The sequence below is a fragment of the Rhizobium sp. CG4 genome, from assembly GCF_023701965.1.
Taxonomy (GTDB): domain Bacteria; phylum Pseudomonadota; class Alphaproteobacteria; order Rhizobiales; family Rhizobiaceae; genus Agrobacterium.
This window is the reverse complement of record NZ_JABAEG010000006.1, coordinates 41,932-59,113: the sequence shown is the minus strand read 5'-3', so window position 1 is coordinate 59,113 and position 17,182 is coordinate 41,932. Positions and strand designations below refer to the sequence as shown.

At 56.0% G+C, this 17,182-nt stretch carries 13 protein-coding genes; 1 reads left to right on the top strand and 12 read right to left on the bottom strand.

The annotated features are described in order from the left end of the window. Positions 1 to 2: 2 nt before the first annotated feature. From HGO37_RS17275 to HGO37_RS17255, 5 genes are read right to left on the bottom strand one after another with little or no spacing between them, the layout of a single operon-like run. Complete coding sequence (locus tag HGO37_RS17275; RefSeq protein WP_405049452.1) at positions 3 to 1,127, bottom strand: ABC transporter substrate-binding protein; 1,125 nt, start codon at positions 1,125 to 1,127, stop codon at positions 3 to 5. A gap of 50 nt (positions 1,128 to 1,177) precedes the next feature. Next, entirely contained in the window at positions 1,178 to 2,317 is a 1,140-nt protein-coding gene (locus HGO37_RS17270; RefSeq protein ID WP_250984402.1) for an ABC transporter substrate-binding protein, read from the bottom strand. Positions 2,318 to 2,339: 22 nt separating this feature from the next. Next, a complete protein-coding gene (locus HGO37_RS17265) occupies positions 2,340 to 3,467 on the bottom strand; it encodes an ABC transporter substrate-binding protein (protein WP_250984401.1) in 1,128 nt (375 codons plus the stop codon). 41 nt (positions 3,468 to 3,508) lie between these two features. Continuing rightward, positions 3,509 to 4,642: an ABC transporter ATP-binding protein gene (locus tag HGO37_RS17260; RefSeq protein ID WP_250984400.1), complete on the bottom strand. Its 1,134-nt coding sequence runs from the start codon at positions 4,640 to 4,642 to the stop codon at positions 3,509 to 3,511. Further along, complete coding sequence (locus HGO37_RS17255) at positions 4,642 to 6,495, bottom strand: ABC transporter permease (protein ID WP_250984605.1); 1,854 nt, start codon at positions 6,493 to 6,495, stop codon at positions 4,642 to 4,644. Before HGO37_RS17255 ends, HGO37_RS17260 begins: the two co-directional genes overlap by 1 nt. A 547-nt stretch (positions 6,496 to 7,042) precedes the next feature. Here HGO37_RS17255 and HGO37_RS17250 point away from each other — a divergent pair. Continuing rightward, positions 7,043 to 8,029, top strand: coding sequence for a LacI family DNA-binding transcriptional regulator (locus HGO37_RS17250; RefSeq protein WP_250984399.1), 987 nt, complete (start codon positions 7,043 to 7,045; stop codon positions 8,027 to 8,029). Positions 8,030 to 8,043: 14 nt separating this feature from the next. Here HGO37_RS17250 and HGO37_RS17245 read toward each other — a convergent pair whose 3' ends face one another. The 7 genes from HGO37_RS17245 to HGO37_RS17215 form a co-directional block, all read right to left on the bottom strand. Continuing rightward, the gene (locus HGO37_RS17245; protein ID WP_250984398.1) at positions 8,044 to 9,687 is read right to left on the bottom strand and encodes a Na/Pi cotransporter family protein; all 1,644 of its coding nucleotides are present in this window, start codon (positions 9,685 to 9,687) and stop codon (positions 8,044 to 8,046) included. 21 nt (positions 9,688 to 9,708) lie between these two features. Beyond that, the gene (locus tag HGO37_RS17240; protein WP_250984397.1) at positions 9,709 to 11,394 is read right to left on the bottom strand and encodes a metallophosphoesterase family protein; all 1,686 of its coding nucleotides are present in this window, start codon (positions 11,392 to 11,394) and stop codon (positions 9,709 to 9,711) included. 2 nt (positions 11,395 to 11,396) lie between these two features. Continuing rightward, positions 11,397 to 11,996 (bottom strand): dual specificity protein phosphatase family protein, encoded by a 600-nt coding sequence (locus tag HGO37_RS17235; RefSeq protein ID WP_250984396.1) that lies wholly within the window; start codon positions 11,994 to 11,996, stop codon positions 11,397 to 11,399. Positions 11,997 to 12,049: 53 nt separating this feature from the next. Beyond that, the gene (locus tag HGO37_RS17230) at positions 12,050 to 12,892 is read right to left on the bottom strand and encodes an inositol monophosphatase family protein (RefSeq protein ID WP_250984395.1); all 843 of its coding nucleotides are present in this window, start codon (positions 12,890 to 12,892) and stop codon (positions 12,050 to 12,052) included. Positions 12,893 to 13,013: 121 nt separating this feature from the next. Beyond that, the gene (locus tag HGO37_RS17225) at positions 13,014 to 13,841 is read right to left on the bottom strand and encodes an inositol monophosphatase family protein (protein ID WP_250984394.1); all 828 of its coding nucleotides are present in this window, start codon (positions 13,839 to 13,841) and stop codon (positions 13,014 to 13,016) included. A gap of 28 nt (positions 13,842 to 13,869) precedes the next feature. Further along, the gene (locus HGO37_RS17220) at positions 13,870 to 14,931 is read right to left on the bottom strand and encodes an ABC transporter ATP-binding protein (RefSeq protein ID WP_250984393.1); all 1,062 of its coding nucleotides are present in this window, start codon (positions 14,929 to 14,931) and stop codon (positions 13,870 to 13,872) included. Next, positions 14,928 to 17,159, bottom strand: a complete 2,232-nt coding sequence (locus tag HGO37_RS17215; protein WP_250984392.1) for an ABC transporter permease — start codon at positions 17,157 to 17,159, stop codon at positions 14,928 to 14,930. Before HGO37_RS17215 ends, HGO37_RS17220 begins: the two co-directional genes overlap by 4 nt. Positions 17,160 to 17,182 lie beyond the last annotated feature (23 nt).

Below are 17,182 nucleotides of genomic sequence, written 5' to 3'. Positions count from 1 at the left end.
CGTTACTTCTTGTAATTGACCCGCCAGAAGTCCTGCCACTCTTCACGACGATCAAAGTCGTCGAGGCCGGTTGCCGAACGATAGCCGAGTAGCTTATCGGCGACCTTTGCAAGACCCGATGGCTCATCATCCGGCACCTTGATGTCGGTATTGGTCGGGATTTTCCCGTCCTTCATCTGCGGTGTAATGCCTTCTTCCGTCAGAATGTAATGGACAAAGAGCTTGGCGGTGTTGGGGCTTTTCGTTTTGGAGGCAATCAGACCAAGCTTGATGTAGGTCCAGCCCACCCACGGATCGAGGTCGGCACACACGCCGAGCTTATATCCCTTGTCTCCATTATCGCGAAACTTGGCAGAGCTTAGCAGCCCAATGAACGGTTCTTTCTGGCCAGCAGCACCAACGGCTTCAGCCACCGGGTCGTCGCCATCGGTGGCAAGTGGCGCATTTTGTGCCAGTGCCTTGATCCATGCGGCAGCGGCGCTTTTCTCTGACGTTTCCAGATCCTTGCCGAAATGCGCTTTGTAAGCGGCGGCGACCTTGTCGTTGCCGTGTGTTTCAAGCTGGTTGAACCAATCGGTGTAGGTGCCCTTGGTAAGCGGATCGACCAGAGCAACCTTGCCCTTCCACTTTGTCTCCGTCAGTTCCCAGATATTGCTGACCGGGCACTTGTCGTAAGCCTCGGTATTGTAGGCCCAGACGTTGGCATTGGTCGAAATGGCCAATGGGTCCTGAAACTCCTCAGGAATTTTTGACGCCATATCGCCGGGCAGATAATTCTCGACAAAACCTTCCGGCAAAAGCTGCGCAAGGGCAGCCGGTGCGTCGGTGATCAGCACCACATCACCCTGCACATTGCTGGATTGGCTTTCACGAATAATCATTTCGAGCTGGCTATTGGCAGACACCTTCATGCCGGTCACCTTCAGCCCATATTTGTTGCTGAAGTTCTCGGCCATCTCGACGATCTTGCCTGTGCTGTCGTAGATGTTGATTGGTTTTTCCTGCTTGGCCGCAGCGACCAGAGCATCGAGATCAAAGGCTTCTTCGGCCCGCAAAGATCCCGCTGAGACACCCGCCAAAAGGCTGGTGGCCAGCAGCACCCGCATCATATGCTTTCCATTGCGCATGACTTCCCCTCCCAAGGAAAATAGGGCAGGCCTCCCGCCTGCCCCGTGCTTCATTTTTTGTAGTTGACCCGCCAGAAATCCTGCCAGCTTTCACGCTTGTCCAGGTCCTCAGCAGCGGTGCTCGCATCAAATGCCATCAGCTCGTCGAGATGCTTGGCGATGCCCGATGGCTCATCTGCTGGCAGGCCAATCTTCGAGTTGCCCGATATCTTGCCGTCGGCGATTTGCGGAGCGATGCCCTCTTCAGTCATCAGGTAGCGTACAAAGAGTTTTGCGGCGTTGGGGCTTTTCGTCTGGCCTGCAATCAGACCAAAACCGGGATACAGAAAGCCGGTAAAGGGCTGTACGCCAGTGCAAAGACCAAGCTTCAGGCCCTTGGATTCATTGTCACGGTATTTTGCCGTGGACGTGATCACGAAGAAAGGTTCGGCCTGTCCCGGCGCCCCGGCAGCTTCTGCCACGGTCGAAGAATCCGACAATAGCGGCGCATTTTCCGCAAATGCCTTCACCCAGGAGGCCGTCGCCGTCTGATTGGTCGTATCAAGCGGTTTGCCGTAAAGCGCTTCATAGGCCTTGGCGACATCCTCATCGTGATGGGTCTCGATCTGGTTGAACCAGTCGGCATAAAGCGGCTTGTCGAAGAGGTCGAGCATAGCAAGCTTGCCCTTCCACTGCGGTTCCGTCAGTTGCCAGATATTGCTGACCGGGCACTTGTCGTATTTTTCGGTGTTATATGTCCACACATGAGGGTCTGAGACGACAACAAGCGGATCGCGCAGCTTTTTGGAAATGTCGTTCGTCAGATCCGGTGGCGTCCAGCTGCTAACGATACCCTGTGGCAGCAACTCGCCCATGGCGGAGGCCACATCGGTGGCGACACTGACGTCACCAACGATATTACCGGCTTGGTGCTCGCGGATCATCAGTTCGATCTGCGTTGCTTCGTTCACCTTTTTGCCGCTGGCCTGAACACCATACTTTTCGGTGAAAGACTTCGCGGTATCAACGATTTTGCCGGTGACAGCATAAACGGTGATCGGTGGTTCCTTTTTAGCCGCATCGATCAGCGCGTCAAGATTAAAGGCATCTTCAGCATGGGCCGCGCCACTGAGAGCTGTTGCAACCAGCAGTGCAACGGCGGATACCGCCGATTTGCGCCGATCAAGCTTGGTTCGTTTGGTTTGGGTCATGATATCAACTCCACATCGCCATTCATTTTCGGTAATTCATCCGCCAGAAATCCTGCCAGTCCTCGCGCGCATCCCAATCTTCGAGAGCGCTTGCCATGCTGTACGGCAGCACCTGATCAAGAACCGCGCCAATGCCGGAAGGCTCGTCCGAAGGCAGGCTGACATCACGGTTGGTGGACATCTTTCCGTCGATTGCCTGCGGTGCGATGCCTTCAGCAGTCATCACGTAATGCATGAAAAGCTTGGCAGCGTTCGGACTGTCCGTGCCCTTGGTGATCAGGCCAACGCCGGGATAAAGCCAGCCGAGCCATGGTTTCAAATCCTTGCAGAGGCCGAGTTTCATGTCCTTGTCGGCATTGTCGCGGAACTTGGCAGAGCTGATCAGCCCCATGAATGGCTCAGACTGGCCCGGTGCACCCACCGCATCTGCAGCCGCCGCATCGGCGTCGGTCAGAAGCGGAGCATTCGCTGCGAGCGCCTTGATCCAAGCTGCCGTTGCCGTTTCCTCGCCCTTTTCAAGGTCTTTGCCGTAGAATTCCTTGTAAGCGGCTGCGACCTTGTCATCGCCGTGTTTGGCCATCTGGTTGAACCAGTCGACGTAGGAAGCCTTGCCGAGCGGGTCCTGCATAGCAACCTTGCCCTTCCACTTTGGCTCGGTCAGCTCCCAGATGTTGGTGACAGGGCATTTGTCGAACAGTTCAGTGTTGTAGGCCCATACATTGGCGCTGTTCACCACGGTCAACGGCGACTGGTATTCTGCAGGGATCTTGTCTGCGAGATCCGGTGGCAGCCAGCTTTCCGCAAATCCTTGAGGTATCAGCTGCGCCATGGCGGCTGGAGCATCGCTGATAATCGACACGTCGCCCTGAATATTGTTGGCACGCGCCTCACGAATGATCATCTCAAGCTGTGCTGTTGCCTTGACCTTCGAACCTTCGGCGGAAAGTCCGTATTTTTTGGCAAAGTTTGCAGCCATTTCGACAATCTTGCCGGTGCTGTCATAGACAGTGATCGGCTTTTCTTTTTTTGCGGCCTCAACCAGGGCATCGAGGTTAAAAGGCTCCTCCGCCTTCACCACGCCCCCCAGCGTTGTCAAAACCGCGGCCGTTAACAAAAAACGGCCCATGCATCCCTTCACGTTACGCTTCATACTGCTTCTCCTCCAGCAAGCGCCCCAATGATCAGTGAATTTCAGTTGTAACTATTCTTCCTCAGCACCGTGTCCGCCTCGTTGACCCGACGCCCATCCGCGTCGAAGACATGCAGGGCTTCCGGCGGCGCGTGCACAAATACCCGCTCGCCGCTGTCGATCCGTGGCAGGGCATGCGTCGTCAAAAACAGCGTGTGGTTCTGGCTCTTCAATTCGAGGATCCAGCTGCCACCGGTTGGCAGTACGCCAGTAACGGTCATCTCCACGCCGAAATTGTTTTCCGGCACAGACTTCTGTTTTGAGGTGTATTCCAGCGCTTCCGGCCGGATACCAACCGAACCGATGCCGCGCAGTTTCGGGTAATTCTTCGCGAAATAGGCTTCGGCCTTGTCGGCAATGTCAGACACGCCCGGTTTGCCGAAGGTCAGAATATTAATTGGCGGGCTACCGACGAATTCGGCAACGAAACGGTTTGCCGGACGATCATAGATATCGTTTGGTGTACCCATCTGCTGCAATGTGCCTTCGTTCATCACAGCAATCGTCGTTGCCAGTGTCATCGCTTCCCACTGGTCATGGGTCACGAAAACAATCGTCGTCTTGAACTCGTTGTGCAGACGTTTCAGCTCAGCACGCATTTCAAGTCGCAGGCGCGCATCAAGGTTGGACAATGGCTCATCGAGCAAAAGCACGCCCGGATTGACCGCCAGCATACGAGCCAGCGCAACACGCTGTTGCTGACCACCGGACAGCTGCGACGGGTAACGATCACGATACTTGGCAATATCGAGAGCCTGCATGACGCGCTCTACCCGCGCTTCGCGTTCGGCCTTCGGCAAGTTGCGCAGTCTCAAACCAAAATCGGTATTGCGCTCGATCGTCAGGTGCGGCCACAGCGCATAGCTCTGGAACACCAGACCCATTTCACGCTTTTCCGGTGGTACAAAGACGCCCTGTTGTACGGAGTCGACCACCCGTTCTCCTACCCTGATCTCGCCACCCGACAGGTTTTCCAGCCCCGCAATCATGCGAAGGGTCGTGGTCTTGCCGCAGCCAGAAGGACCGAGCAGGCACATGAATTCGCCGTCGCGGATTTCCAGATCAAGATCGGCAACCGCGTTTGCGGAGTTCACACCATAGTTTTTCTGCGCGCCGCGCAGGTTGATTGTAGGCATTAGCTTCCAAGTCCTTCTGCAAGATTTGTGCGTGTCAGCTTCTGGGCCAACAGCGTGCCGAAATAGGCAATTGCGGCAATGATCAACACCACGGCATTGGCTGCCTGGGTGTAGTGGTAGTCGACCAGTCGCAGGGAAAAGGTGGTCAGAACATCAGTGCTCGGTACCGCCAGGATCACGAAGAGGCTGAGGCCCTTGATGCCCGAGATGAAGGGCAGCAGCACGCCGGTAACCAGTGAGCCCTTCTGAATCGGAATCACGATGGAGATCATGCGGCGGAACCAGCCAGCACCAGCAACCTGTGCCGCTTCTTCCGGATCCTTGCCCAGCTGCGTCATGGCGGAAATACCGGCACGCGACGCATAGGGCATCTGATCAGCAATCAGCGCCAGTATCAGGATGGTCACCGTGCCATAAAGCGCAGGCATTGGACCACGCGGTACCGCAAACAGCGAAAGATAGGCCGCCGCAAAGGCAATGCCCGGCACCAGATATGGCAGGAAGGTTACCTGACGCAAATAGACCGACAGACTGCGCACTGGTGTACGGATAACCACATAACCGACCAGCAGACCAAGCACACCTGAAGTCAGTGATGCGAAACCAACGATCATCATGGTGTTTTTGGCAGCCGCCCACAGATCAGGGCTCAATAGCACGCCTGTCTGCAGCGCAACCGTGTGCAGGTTGGTGCCGATCCAGTAATCGAGGGTGAAGTTGTCGAAGGTGAAACGCGCAGGCACCTTCATGACAGTCGACAGAACCAGCGTGAGCAACGGCATGCCAACGCTCAAGATAAAGACGGCCGCAGCAAACCCGGTTGCCGGAAGGCGAAGTTTGCCGAGGCGGTTCTGGCGGTTCATTGATCCCTTGGAACCGATCGTCACGAAACGACGTGCTTCCCGCACCAGCCGTGCATCAATCATCAAGGTGATGATACCGATCAACATGATCGATGCGGCAACCACACCGGCAACACCCGTCTGGCGCGAGGCGATACTGCGGAACAACGACGTTGACAGCACTTCGAACTTCACTGGCAGACCCAGAACGTAGGGCACACCAAACTCGCCAAGGCACTTTGCAAAAATCAGCACCATCGATGACAGAAGCGCCGGGCGCATCAACGGCATGATGATCTGGATGGCAACCTGATAACGACGCGCACCGAGAATACGGGCCGAGTCTTCAAGCTGCGAGTCAAACCGGCGCAAGGCAGAACCAAACAGCAGGATGACAAACGGCGTGTAATGCAGGGCCAGAATGATGGTGATTGGAAAACGCCCATAGGCAACCCAGTCCGGCGGGGTTAGGCCCATGGCCTCAAACCAGCCCGGCTGGCCACCCACGGTGCGGTTTTTGAACAGGGTTGTCCAGGCCAGCGCGAATGTCCATGCAGGCAACATGTAAGGCACGATCAGCGCAGTCGCGAACCAGCGACGGCCAAACATGTCGGTGCGGCTGATCAGCCAAGCCAGCACGGTGCCAATTACCAGCGACAGGGAAATTGCGCCTAGCGCCACTGTCAGCGTGTTGGCCAGCGGCCGCCAGAACAGGTCCGTTGCGACCGGCGAGAAAAACGCCCGGTCGAGATAATACATCGTGAGATCGCCGACATCCTTGCCAAGCCGACGCTCATGACCAAACTGCACCCGCACAGAATCCAGCACGATCGATATGATCGGCACGACAATCAGATAGGTGAACAGCAAGGCGGTCAAAACGCCGATCAATGTCGTCGGCTCTCGCAGCGCAATCTTCAGCCGATAGCGCCAAGCCTGCCACGCTGAAGGTGCACCTATGGCGCGTTGCTCCACCGCATCGGCTTTGTTTGTGTCACTTAGAAGAGCCATCATTCCTCCCCAGGCCTTCCATTGCGATGTCATGCGCCACTCGATGAAAAGCGCGCAAAATCCCTCCACCCAAATCGCGTAAATACGATTTTGGGCACTGTGGGCATCAGCAATGTATTCAATCCTCCCGACGGGACTCCCGACCCGTCAGCCTTGGTGAACGCCCAATCAGGGGCGCTCCTGCTTATCCAAGGCATGGATTTTGAGCCCCACTGCCTTCGACTATGGTTGGATGATCAATCCTCATGAAGGTTTTGTCAATGATAAAATTGCACACGTGATCAATATTATAATTAATTGATTTTGCTTGATTATTTTATGTATATTTTGGATATTTATTGCACACGTGATCAGAGGGAAAGCCCGTCAGATAAAAATGACATCACGCGTGTCTGTGACAGAGTTGAACAGAGACGTCACAATGGACGTGCCGGACCACGCGTTACGAGAAATTCTCGCACCACAAACGCGTGTTTCGACATTTTGGGGATTGGAAAAACCCCAACTTTGTGGCCTGTGATGAAGTGAAAAATATCAGGGGGAATGCATGGCCCGAGGCTTTGTAACGGCGGAAGAAGTGGCAAAACGGGCTGGCGTATCTCGCTCGGCCGTATCACGAACATTCACCCCGGGCGGCAGCGTGTCGAAAGCGGTGCGCAAGAAGGTTCTGAAAGCGGCGCAAGATCTTGGCTACCGCGTCAATCGTCTGGCGCAGGGTTTGAACAATGATCGTTCCAATCTCATTGGTGTGGTCGGTGCCAATCTCAGTTCGCCGTTCATTTCCAAACAACTCGATGCTTTAAGCCTTGCGCTTTTGCGTCGTGGTTCACAGTGCCTTCTTTTGAACGCCGCTGATGCACGCAAAGATATCGCACCGCTGATCGAACTGCTTTTTGAGTTCCGTGCGCAGGCAATCGTTGTACTGTCAGGTGAACCACCGGCCTCGATCGTGGATGAATGTATTGCCAATGGCGTGCGTCTTATCCTGATCAACCAGAGCGTGGACCGCACCGACACCAATATCGTTCTCAGTGACGATTCACACGGCGCCGATCTGGCGGCAATGCGGCTGCGGGCTGCGAAATGCAAAAAAGTTGCCGTCGTCACCAGTGGCAGCCAGACCCCGGCACAGCTTCGCCGCGCCAAGGCCTTTACCAAACGGATGGACAGCGAAGACATTGAAGTTGTCAGTTGGTCTAACGGTCCAACCAGTTATGACAGCGGTTATCAGGCCGGTTGTGAATTGCTGAAAGACAAGGATATAGATGGCGCATTCTGCGTCACCGACCTGCTGGCGCTCGGTTTCCTCGACGCCGCCCGATTGGAAATGAAGCGCCGCGTACCGCAGGATCTTTCGGTTGTCGGTTTTGACGACATCCCCCAGGCCGGCTGGAAAAGTTATCAGCTCACCACCATCGCCCAGTCCTTTGATGCGCTGACTGAAAAGGTCCTGACCGCGCTCGACAGCGACGAACCGGAAACCAGATTGCAGGTCGTACCGGTCAGCATGGTGGAGCGGACAACCGCCCGTTAACTGGCTTTCATGCGTTAATTGACTTGCCGGATACGGCTTTCGTTAAGCAGGCCGCTATCATCGAGAATGGGAAGCGCCACCGCCACGACATGGGCATTGATGCGCTTGAGGTCTCGCAACAAATCGAGATGCAGAGAACTCGTCTGGATACTGTCGGCCCTGCCGTCCCGCAGGCGCTGCAAATGGCGGGCGGATGACTGCTTTTCCAGTCGACGAACATCTTCCTTCACTTCGACGAGACGGCGCGCCAGTTCAGAATTTTTCGTCGAAAAAACCGTCTGGGCCATGCGCAGATTGTCGAGCGTGATGGTGAACAGGCGCAGCAATTCCTGCTGGCCGTCTTCAGAGAAGGTCAAACCAAGGCTAACCTTCTTGGCAATTTCCGGCCGGATGCCCTTTTCGATGATGTCGCCGATATGCTCAAGATTGATTGCATATTCAACGATATCCATTGAACGACGATAATCCTCATCGCTCAACTGCCCTTGCCCGACCCGCGACACGAACACCTTGATTTCATGCTGAATTCGGTCGACGCGCCCTTCAAGTGCACTGATTTCACTCAGTTGCGAAAGGTCGTTACGGCGCATTGCTTCTGCAGCCTGACGCAACATGCGCTCAACCAGATCGCCAACCAGCATCACTTCGCGGCTGGCACCGGCAAGAGCTGCAACCGGCTGGTCGAGATCATGACTATCAAGGAAGCTGCGATGATCATCGCCGGTTTTTTTGTCCGGCAGGATGGCCGCTGTCAGTCGCAAAATGAACGGTGACAATGGCCAGGCAATCAGCGCCACGGCAATGTTGAACAGAAGATGCGCATCAACTGCGAGCTGCTGGTGCGAAAAATAGGGAAGTTCCAAAATCGCGGCACCATAACCGGCAAGTGGCATGGCAACGGCGCAACCAATGGCGCGAATGATGAGGTTGCCAATCGTCACACGCCTTGCGGCAATCGATGCCTTCATGGTCGCCAGAACTGGCGGCACGGCACCGCCGAGATTAGCGCCAAGCACCAGCACAATCACCAGACTGGAATCGATACTGCCGCTCGCAGCCAAAGACAGGATCAGAATAACGACCGCGAGGCTGGACGACGCCAGCACAGCAAGACCTGCTGAAAACATCAAAGCAACCGGCCAGGCATTACCCAGCATGGTGATGAAAAGATTGAGTACTGGCGACTGACGCAGCGGATCGGTGGCCGCAGACAGCAAATGCAGCGACAAGAGCATGAGACCGACACCCACAAGCGCCGTGCCAGCGCCCTGCTTGGCTGACGAGGTCATGCGCATCAACACGACACCGGCCAGGATCAGCAGCGGCGACAACCAACCGAGACCCAAGGCAACGATCCACGCCGTGGTCGCTGTTCCAATGTTTGCACCAAGCATGACGATCTGCGCCATTGCTGGCACGATCATGTCCTTCTCAACGAAGGATGCGACCATCAGGGCGGTGGCTGTCGAGCTTTGCAGCGCAACGGTTGCAAGGAAACCGGCAGCAAATGAACGAGGGCCGCTTCGTGTGCCGGCAGCAAGGCCGGTCCGCAACTTTGCACCCAGCGCTCTAGACATGCCGTCCTTAATCTGACGCAGACCAAAGAGCAGCAGAGCGACTGCGCCAAACAGGTTGATGCTTACGATGGCCGATTCCATGCACTCACCTCATATCGACAATTATGCCGGCACGACGTCGCCAACCGTCGGGATCGACAGAACCAGATTCTGCGCTCCTCCTTCGGCACGATCAAGAAAAAGCCCGAGAGCCCCGAAGAATATCCCAAGGAAACTCGAGAGAGAGCCGTCATGAACTCCGGGAGCCCGCCCGAACCTCGATGCCAGCGAACGGTAAAGCATCAACCTTTCCGGCTCGATATGCGACAAGGCCAGCGACGCGCCCTGTCGCAGACAGTACCAATCTGCAATCAATTCAAACATCGGCAGATCAGCCAAGCCATCAAATCGAATAGGCATAGTCTCGTCCGTGACACCAAGCGAGGAGATCACATCCCAGACGGGCCTGTTGCCGATTGCCGCAACTATATCTGCGGGCCATTCCTTGACGAAATAACGATGCCGCACCAAAGCGCGTTTGTGCTGTCGCAGGAAGTCACCATAGTGACCGGCGGTAAAGGCCAGATCACGCTGTTCGCCGCGGATATCGGTCTCTCGACCATATCCTTGCGATAGGAGATCGTTGACGGGCAAGTCTGACATTTCAACGGTTTCAACCGCAACCTCAGTCATCGAGGCATGTACAACCTTGAAGGCTGGCGGAAAAGCCACCAGTGACGGGACCGCAACATTGGTCAGGCTCCGGCCGGAGGCTCCTCGTCTCGTCACACCTTCCACATGCAGATGGCCACTGAAATGAACCGTGACGCCAGCGGCGAGCAATGCATCCTCGACAGCCTTCACAGGCGTGCGCCGTACGACATTGGTTTCGCCGAATAATACCGCCTCGGCACCGGAAGCTCCGTCAAACGGATCGAGCGCCGGGTAATGCGAGAACGCCATAAGCGTCTTGCCCTGCTGCTTTGCCCGTTGGCTGACATCAGCAATCCAATTCAGAATGAAGCGTTTGGACCTGAGCATCGCATTCCAGCCGCCAGATGTGCTGTCGGTAAAGGCAGCCTCCTCGCCACGCTCGAACTGCCCGTCCAGCGGTTCAAATACGTTGGCGTCAATCATCAACAACCAAAGGCCCGGCTCCGGTTCAACAAGATAGGAGGCGTCCATCAGGCGATAGACATTGCTGCCATCAGGCGAGGTCACGGTATAAACCCGGTCGTCGGCAGCATCGCTTGTGCCGAAGGGTGTCTCCCAGTGCAGATATTCCGGACGACGAAAATAACCGAATGCCGCCATCGGGTTCAGGCCCGACGGATAGCCTTCACAATACATGGCATCGCTGAACGCCACACAGTCATCAACCGTGCTTGGATTGCTTGTTATCGACAGGCTGCGTCCCGCCTCCCCCAAGAATTCCTTTTGATGATGGCGACCTTGCGGGCCAAAAATGTCGTGGTTGCCCGGCAGAGCGTAAAAGGCGGTGCCATGGGTATCGGTATGGGCCTGTAGCAAACCGCGCAACGTTTCCGTCGTGGCACGCTGGCCATCATCGGTATAATCGCCAAGCAGCACAACATGGCGGATGTTGCGGGCAGCCACCTGATCAAGGGCAGCGCGCAGCGCGTCCGCACTTTCGTTAAAAACGCGGGTCGATTGGCGTGTATCTGACCAGCTTCGCATGGTCAGTTGCTGGCCATCCACATTGATACCGGTAAAGCCAAAATCTGCCGAGGTATCGTGAAAATGTGCGTCTGCGATAACAGCGACCGGCGGGAAATGTCTTACACCCATGATCAAGCCTTCTTTCGGCCTTCGACGAGATCAATCCAGTCGGATGCACGCCGCGCCGCTTCATAAAGGCTCGGTTTCGGGGTCTCAAACCACTCGTCCGGACGCAATTCGCGTCGCTCACGGATGACTGCAACAGCATCATCAAGCGTCGGATAAAGTTCAGGCTGTTGTTTGTGGAGAAACAGCGCCACCAGAGACACCGACCGGCTGCGACCACTACGGCAGTTGACGAGTACATTGCCGCCATCGGGGAACGGATAGGTCGCCCGTTTCGGCATGGTCTGGCGCAGAGCCCCATCCAGAATATAGTAGGCACCCAGCATCATCGTATCGGGGCTTCCCTCCCCGTCGATCAGGCCAAGTTTGTAATAACGGATATCGCCGTAACCGGTGGCGAGAAGATCACCGTCCTCGTCGGCGCCCCGCACCAGATTGATGTCCAGATTGACGGCGCAATTGACAACTGTGGTAATGCCGTGGCGCCGCAGCAGACCAATATCGCGCGCGCCATCACTACCACCGATATAAAGCGTGGCATTGTGCGGCCCGAGACCTTCGGCAATCTTGCTGATTGCGGGTCTTGCATAAACCGGTCCGTCCATAATCCATTCCTCCATACCGGCGCTTGCACCGTCATTCATCTTTGCAAATTAATTCAGGCAACCGACGAAACCGGTCTCGCGCCGCTCGCTTCAACCACCGCCAGCGGAATGGCGGATGCCTTGCTTACGCCTGCTGAGACGCCACGCGCGGCGGCCAGAACTGCTCCGCCATCACGAAGACTGCCAATTTCCAGGAACGGGCAGACATCGCCTCCAGCCTCACTGACCAACAGCAGTCCGGCAAGGCAGTCCCAGGAATTCATATGTAGCTCAAGATAACCGTCTGACCGGCCATCCGCGACATAGGCCAGAGCAAGTGCGCCTGATCCGGCACGTCGGACATTGGTCCCCATATCGAGCAGATTTTTGACGACACCGAGATAGGTATCGTTGGATACCCGTGTCGACCATCCCATTTCGATGGACGCGGCATCGAAACGCTGGGTTCCGGATGCACTGATCGGCTTGCCATTGAGTGTCGCGCCTTCGCCGCGAACGGCGAAATAAAGCTCGTCTAGCGCCGGGTTGTAGATGGCCCCAATTTCTGTTCGACCATCTTCAACATAGGCAATCGAAATGCAGAAATGCGGGATGCCCCGCGCAAAGTTGGCAGTCCCGTCGACAGGGTCCACGACCCAGACCTTGGCACCGATATTTCCGCCACCCTCTTCACCAAAGAAGGTATCATCCGGGAAATGTTTTTCAATCATGCTGCGGATATGCGCCTCGGAAGCAGCATCCGTCACGGTGAGAAAATCCTGTGGACCCTTCATCGAAACACTGCGCTCGGCCTCACCATGAAAACCCTTAAGAACCAGCTCTCCGGCGGAGCGGATGACCGCACGGCAGAGATCGGCGCGAGCCTGAAGCGTATCGGCGTAATGCAAGCTTTCCACGAGATCACCATCAAATCGATTTGAACACGCGTGCAATATTGCACACGTGTTCATTGATTGCAAGCAAGCAGCAGCGCTTGATATCGCCAATCCTGTGAATGACTATCTCCCGTTCCTGGCCCTACGCAACGGCTGCAGCGGGCGTGACGTAGCACGTGTTGTGCAGCGCTATCAGCTCATCATAGGCAGAGACATTGCCAGCCAGAACCGGATGGCCGCTCAGCAGCGCTTCACCTTCTGCCGGGAATGGCATAAAGCGGCCACCGGCTTCTTTCACGAGGCAAAAACCGGCCATGCAGTCCCAGGCGCGCATATAAGGTTCGTAGTATCCCACGAGGCGTCCGGCCGCGACATAGGCCAGCATCAGGGCACCCGAACCGTTGCGGATAAAACTGCCGCCACGGGCGAGCAGATCGGTGATGATCGAGCCAACCAGTTCCGGCGTCACCATGGTGTTGGAACTGATACCGGTCATTGAATTCTGGATGGTGCGGCTTGGATCAAGTTTGAGCGATTTACCGTTTAACGTCGCACCCATGCCATCTGCTGCGGCGTAGGTTTCGTTCATGCAAGGCACCTGAATGACACCGATCACTGGCACACCACCACGCAACACGGCAATCGATACACACCATGTTGGCAAGCCGTTGACAAAGGGCGCCGTGCCATCGATCGGATCAACCACCCAGGTGTAACCCGATGTTCCGTCCTGCAGACCAAATTCTTCACCCAGAAAGCTGTCTTCCGGAATGGCCGCGAGCACCCTTTCACGTAGAAAGGTTTCGACATTACGGTCGGCAATCGACACGACGTCCTGAAGATCGCGTTTGGTCTCGACAACAAGCGTATCGCGCTTGTTGAAGTAATCGAGCGCCAAGGCGCCCGCTTCTGCGGCCAGAGACTTCGCCAGTTCGAAGCGTTGATCGAGGCCGATATCATGCTTGGTCATTTCATCATTCCTATGCACTTGGTTGAATTCAAGATTGGATCAAGGCAATGCCGCGGCTTTTGAACCCGAGCGTCACATCACTGGCCGGCGGAAGGCTGGTTTCAACCGCATGATCGATGATGAACAGCGTGCCGACATCCGTCTCGACTTCATATTCGACATGACCGCCCAGATATGCGCTGTGCAGCACCCGACCGGCCAACCCTTGACCGCCGGGTTGCCCGATCGAAATAGAACCGGGGCGAACAGCCAGTTGTGCCGTTCCGGTTTTTGCATCACGAGCCGGTATACGATGATCGACACCACCGACCCGGATCAGCGCATTTGGACCTTCGATACCAACCACTTCGCAACCAATGACATTCGCTTCGCCCATAAAGTCGGCAATGAAGGATGAGGCTGGCGCTTCATAAAGTTCGCGTGGCGAGCCCGATTGTGCGATCTCGCCATCTTTCATCACGATGATGCGGTCGGAGACCGCCAGCGCCTCGTCCTGATCATGCGTCACGTAAACCGCCGTGAAACCCAGACGCTGCTGCAGCTCACGAATTTCAGTACGGACCCGGCGGCGCAGACGCGCATCAAGGTTGGAAAGTGGCTCATCAAGCAGCAGCACCTGTGGTTCAAGCACCAGCGCGCGGGCAACAGCAACACGCTGTTGCTGACCGCCTGAAAGCTCGGCGGGAAGACGGTGACCCATACCCGCAAGACCAACCAGTTTCAGGCCTTCTTCAGCCTTTTCCCGCGCCTCTGCTTTACGTAACCCTGAGGATTGCAGGCCATAAGCGACATTGTCGAGCGCGGTCATATGCGGGAACAGGGCATAGGACTGGAAGACCATGGAAACGTCACGTTCATTGGCAGGCAGCATGGTGACATCCTTGCCGCCAATCAAGATGCGTCCGGCGGTCGGGTGTTCAAGACCCGCCAGCATGCGCAGCGTTGTCGTTTTGCCGCAACCGGATGGACCAAGCAGTGTCACCAGCGTTCCCGGCTCAATGGTGAGGGACAGGTCTTGAATGGCAACGAAGGAACCAAAGGTCTTGCGAACATTTTGAAAGGTAACGGAACCGGGTTTTACGGAAATCATGCTGTTTTCTCCTGAGACAGAGGAACGGAGTTTGCTGGCTGCAGGCCTGCGACACGGTTTTCACGTCGCAAACGACGCTCGCCGACCAGCAGCTGGAAGCCGGTAATGACCGTGATCATCACCACGATGAGCATTGAGGAGTAGGCAATGGCCACGCCATATTCACCGTTCTCAACGAGACCGACGATGTAGGAGGTTGCCATGTTGTATTCCGCGCTGACGAGGAAAATCACGGCGCTGATCGAGGTGATCGCACGCACGAAGGAGTAGACCAGCGCCGCCGTGATGGCCGGACGCAGCAATGGCAGGATGACCTTTCTGATGGTGCGGAAACTGTCGGCCCGCAACGTCAGCGACGCTTCATCAAGGCTCTTGTCGAGCTGGCTCATCGCTGCAATGCCGCCGCGCACGCCAACTGGCATGTTACGGAAAACAAAACAGGCAATCAGCACCAGAGCCGAACCGGTCAACTCCACCGGAGGCAGGTTGAAAGCCATGATATAGCTAACGCCAATGACCGTACCGGGAATGGCAAAGCTCATCATCAGGGCAAATTCAAAGATATTGCGACCGGCAAATTTCTGTCTGACGATGATATAGGCTGTCAGCAGGCCAACAGCAGCAGTCAGCGGCGCCGAAATCAACGCAATCTCCATTGTCGTCCAGAACGAATTCCAGGCGACACCTGTCCAGGCGATGGAGCCGTCAGCAAAACTGACCGAAAAGGCACGGATATAGTGTGCGAAGGTCAGAGAGTTATCGAGACCCCAGGTCTTCACGAAACCACCGACCAGGATCATGCCGTAAACAACGATGGTGAACAGCATCCACGGAACGACAACCGCGTGTACACCAATCGACAGGCCGCGCGGCAGGGCAATGTGGGCACCGCTGTCGCCCTTTCCGGTAACCGTTGCGAAATTTTTGCCCGAAAGCCAGAGACGCTGGGCAAGGAAAGCCGACAGTGTGAAGCAGAGCAGGATGATCGCCAGAACGGCTGCGCGTGACGGATCATTCTGCGAACCGACCACTGCAAAGAATATTTCAGTCGACAGAACGCCATGACTACCGCCCAGCACCAGCGGATTGCCGAAATCGGCCATGCTTTCGATGAAACCAATGAGGAAGGCGTTGGCGAGGCCAGGCTTCATCAGCGGCAGCGACACGCGCCAGAAGGTGCGCCAGCGATCGGCCCGCAGCGTCTGCGACGCTTCTTCCATCGATGGGCTTACACCCTCAACAACACCAATCAGCACAAGGAATGAAATGGGGGTAAAGGACAGAACCTGTGCAATCCAGATGCCGGTCAGGCCATAAAGCCATCGACCCGGCTCTATGCCAAAAAGATCAGACAGTCCCTGCGTGACAACACCGGCGCGACCGAACAGAAGCGTCAGCGCAAGACCGATAACAAAAGGTGGCGTGATGATCGGCAACACCGTCAGCAGACGCAGCCCCCTCTTGAACGGAAAACGGGTACGTGTTGCGACCAGCGCAAAACCAAGCCCAAGCACGGTCGAGCCAAACGCAGTCATCAGGGCGAGGAACAATGTCCGCCAGGCGACGCCGCAGCGTTCTTCACCGAGCACACAGCCAAGGCTCCAGATACCTGGATCCTGGATATTGCGGATAAAACCATCGGCATTAAAAGAACCGTCAAAGTCCTGAACCGAGGCAATCAGCATGCTGCCAATCGGATAGAACACGAAGACGGTAACGAGGAAAACCAGCACCGAAATCGAACCGACGACAAAGGCATCACCCTTCATTACGCCGCGTTCGGCAAGACCGAAAGCAAACAACAGCACAAAGACCAGCGACATCAAGACGCCACCGGCACCAATCGACGGCTGACCATCGGCCAGCTGGCCAAACAGGGTCTCGCTAATGGTCCATGTCCAGCCGGTAAAACCGATCGCCAGCCCCTGTAGGCTAAGGAATAGCAGACCTATCGCACCGATCCATGCCAGCAGCTTGCCGCGTCGCATTGGATCCGCGATTGGCCTGACAGCACATGCACCAACGAAGATCAGCGCAATGCCAATCAGCCACGGCTTGCCGTAGACAAGAATTTGCAGAATACCTGGCGCGTTACTGGACGCGGAGAAGAACTCCGAAAACCAGCGAAAACTGTAGAAGCCGCCTTCGATGCGGTACCAGGGGAGAAGAAACAGGGCCACTGCCCCAAGCATCAGGACAACGTCCAGCCTGCGATTGCCACGCGTCATGGCCAACCTCGCTATTTTTATGC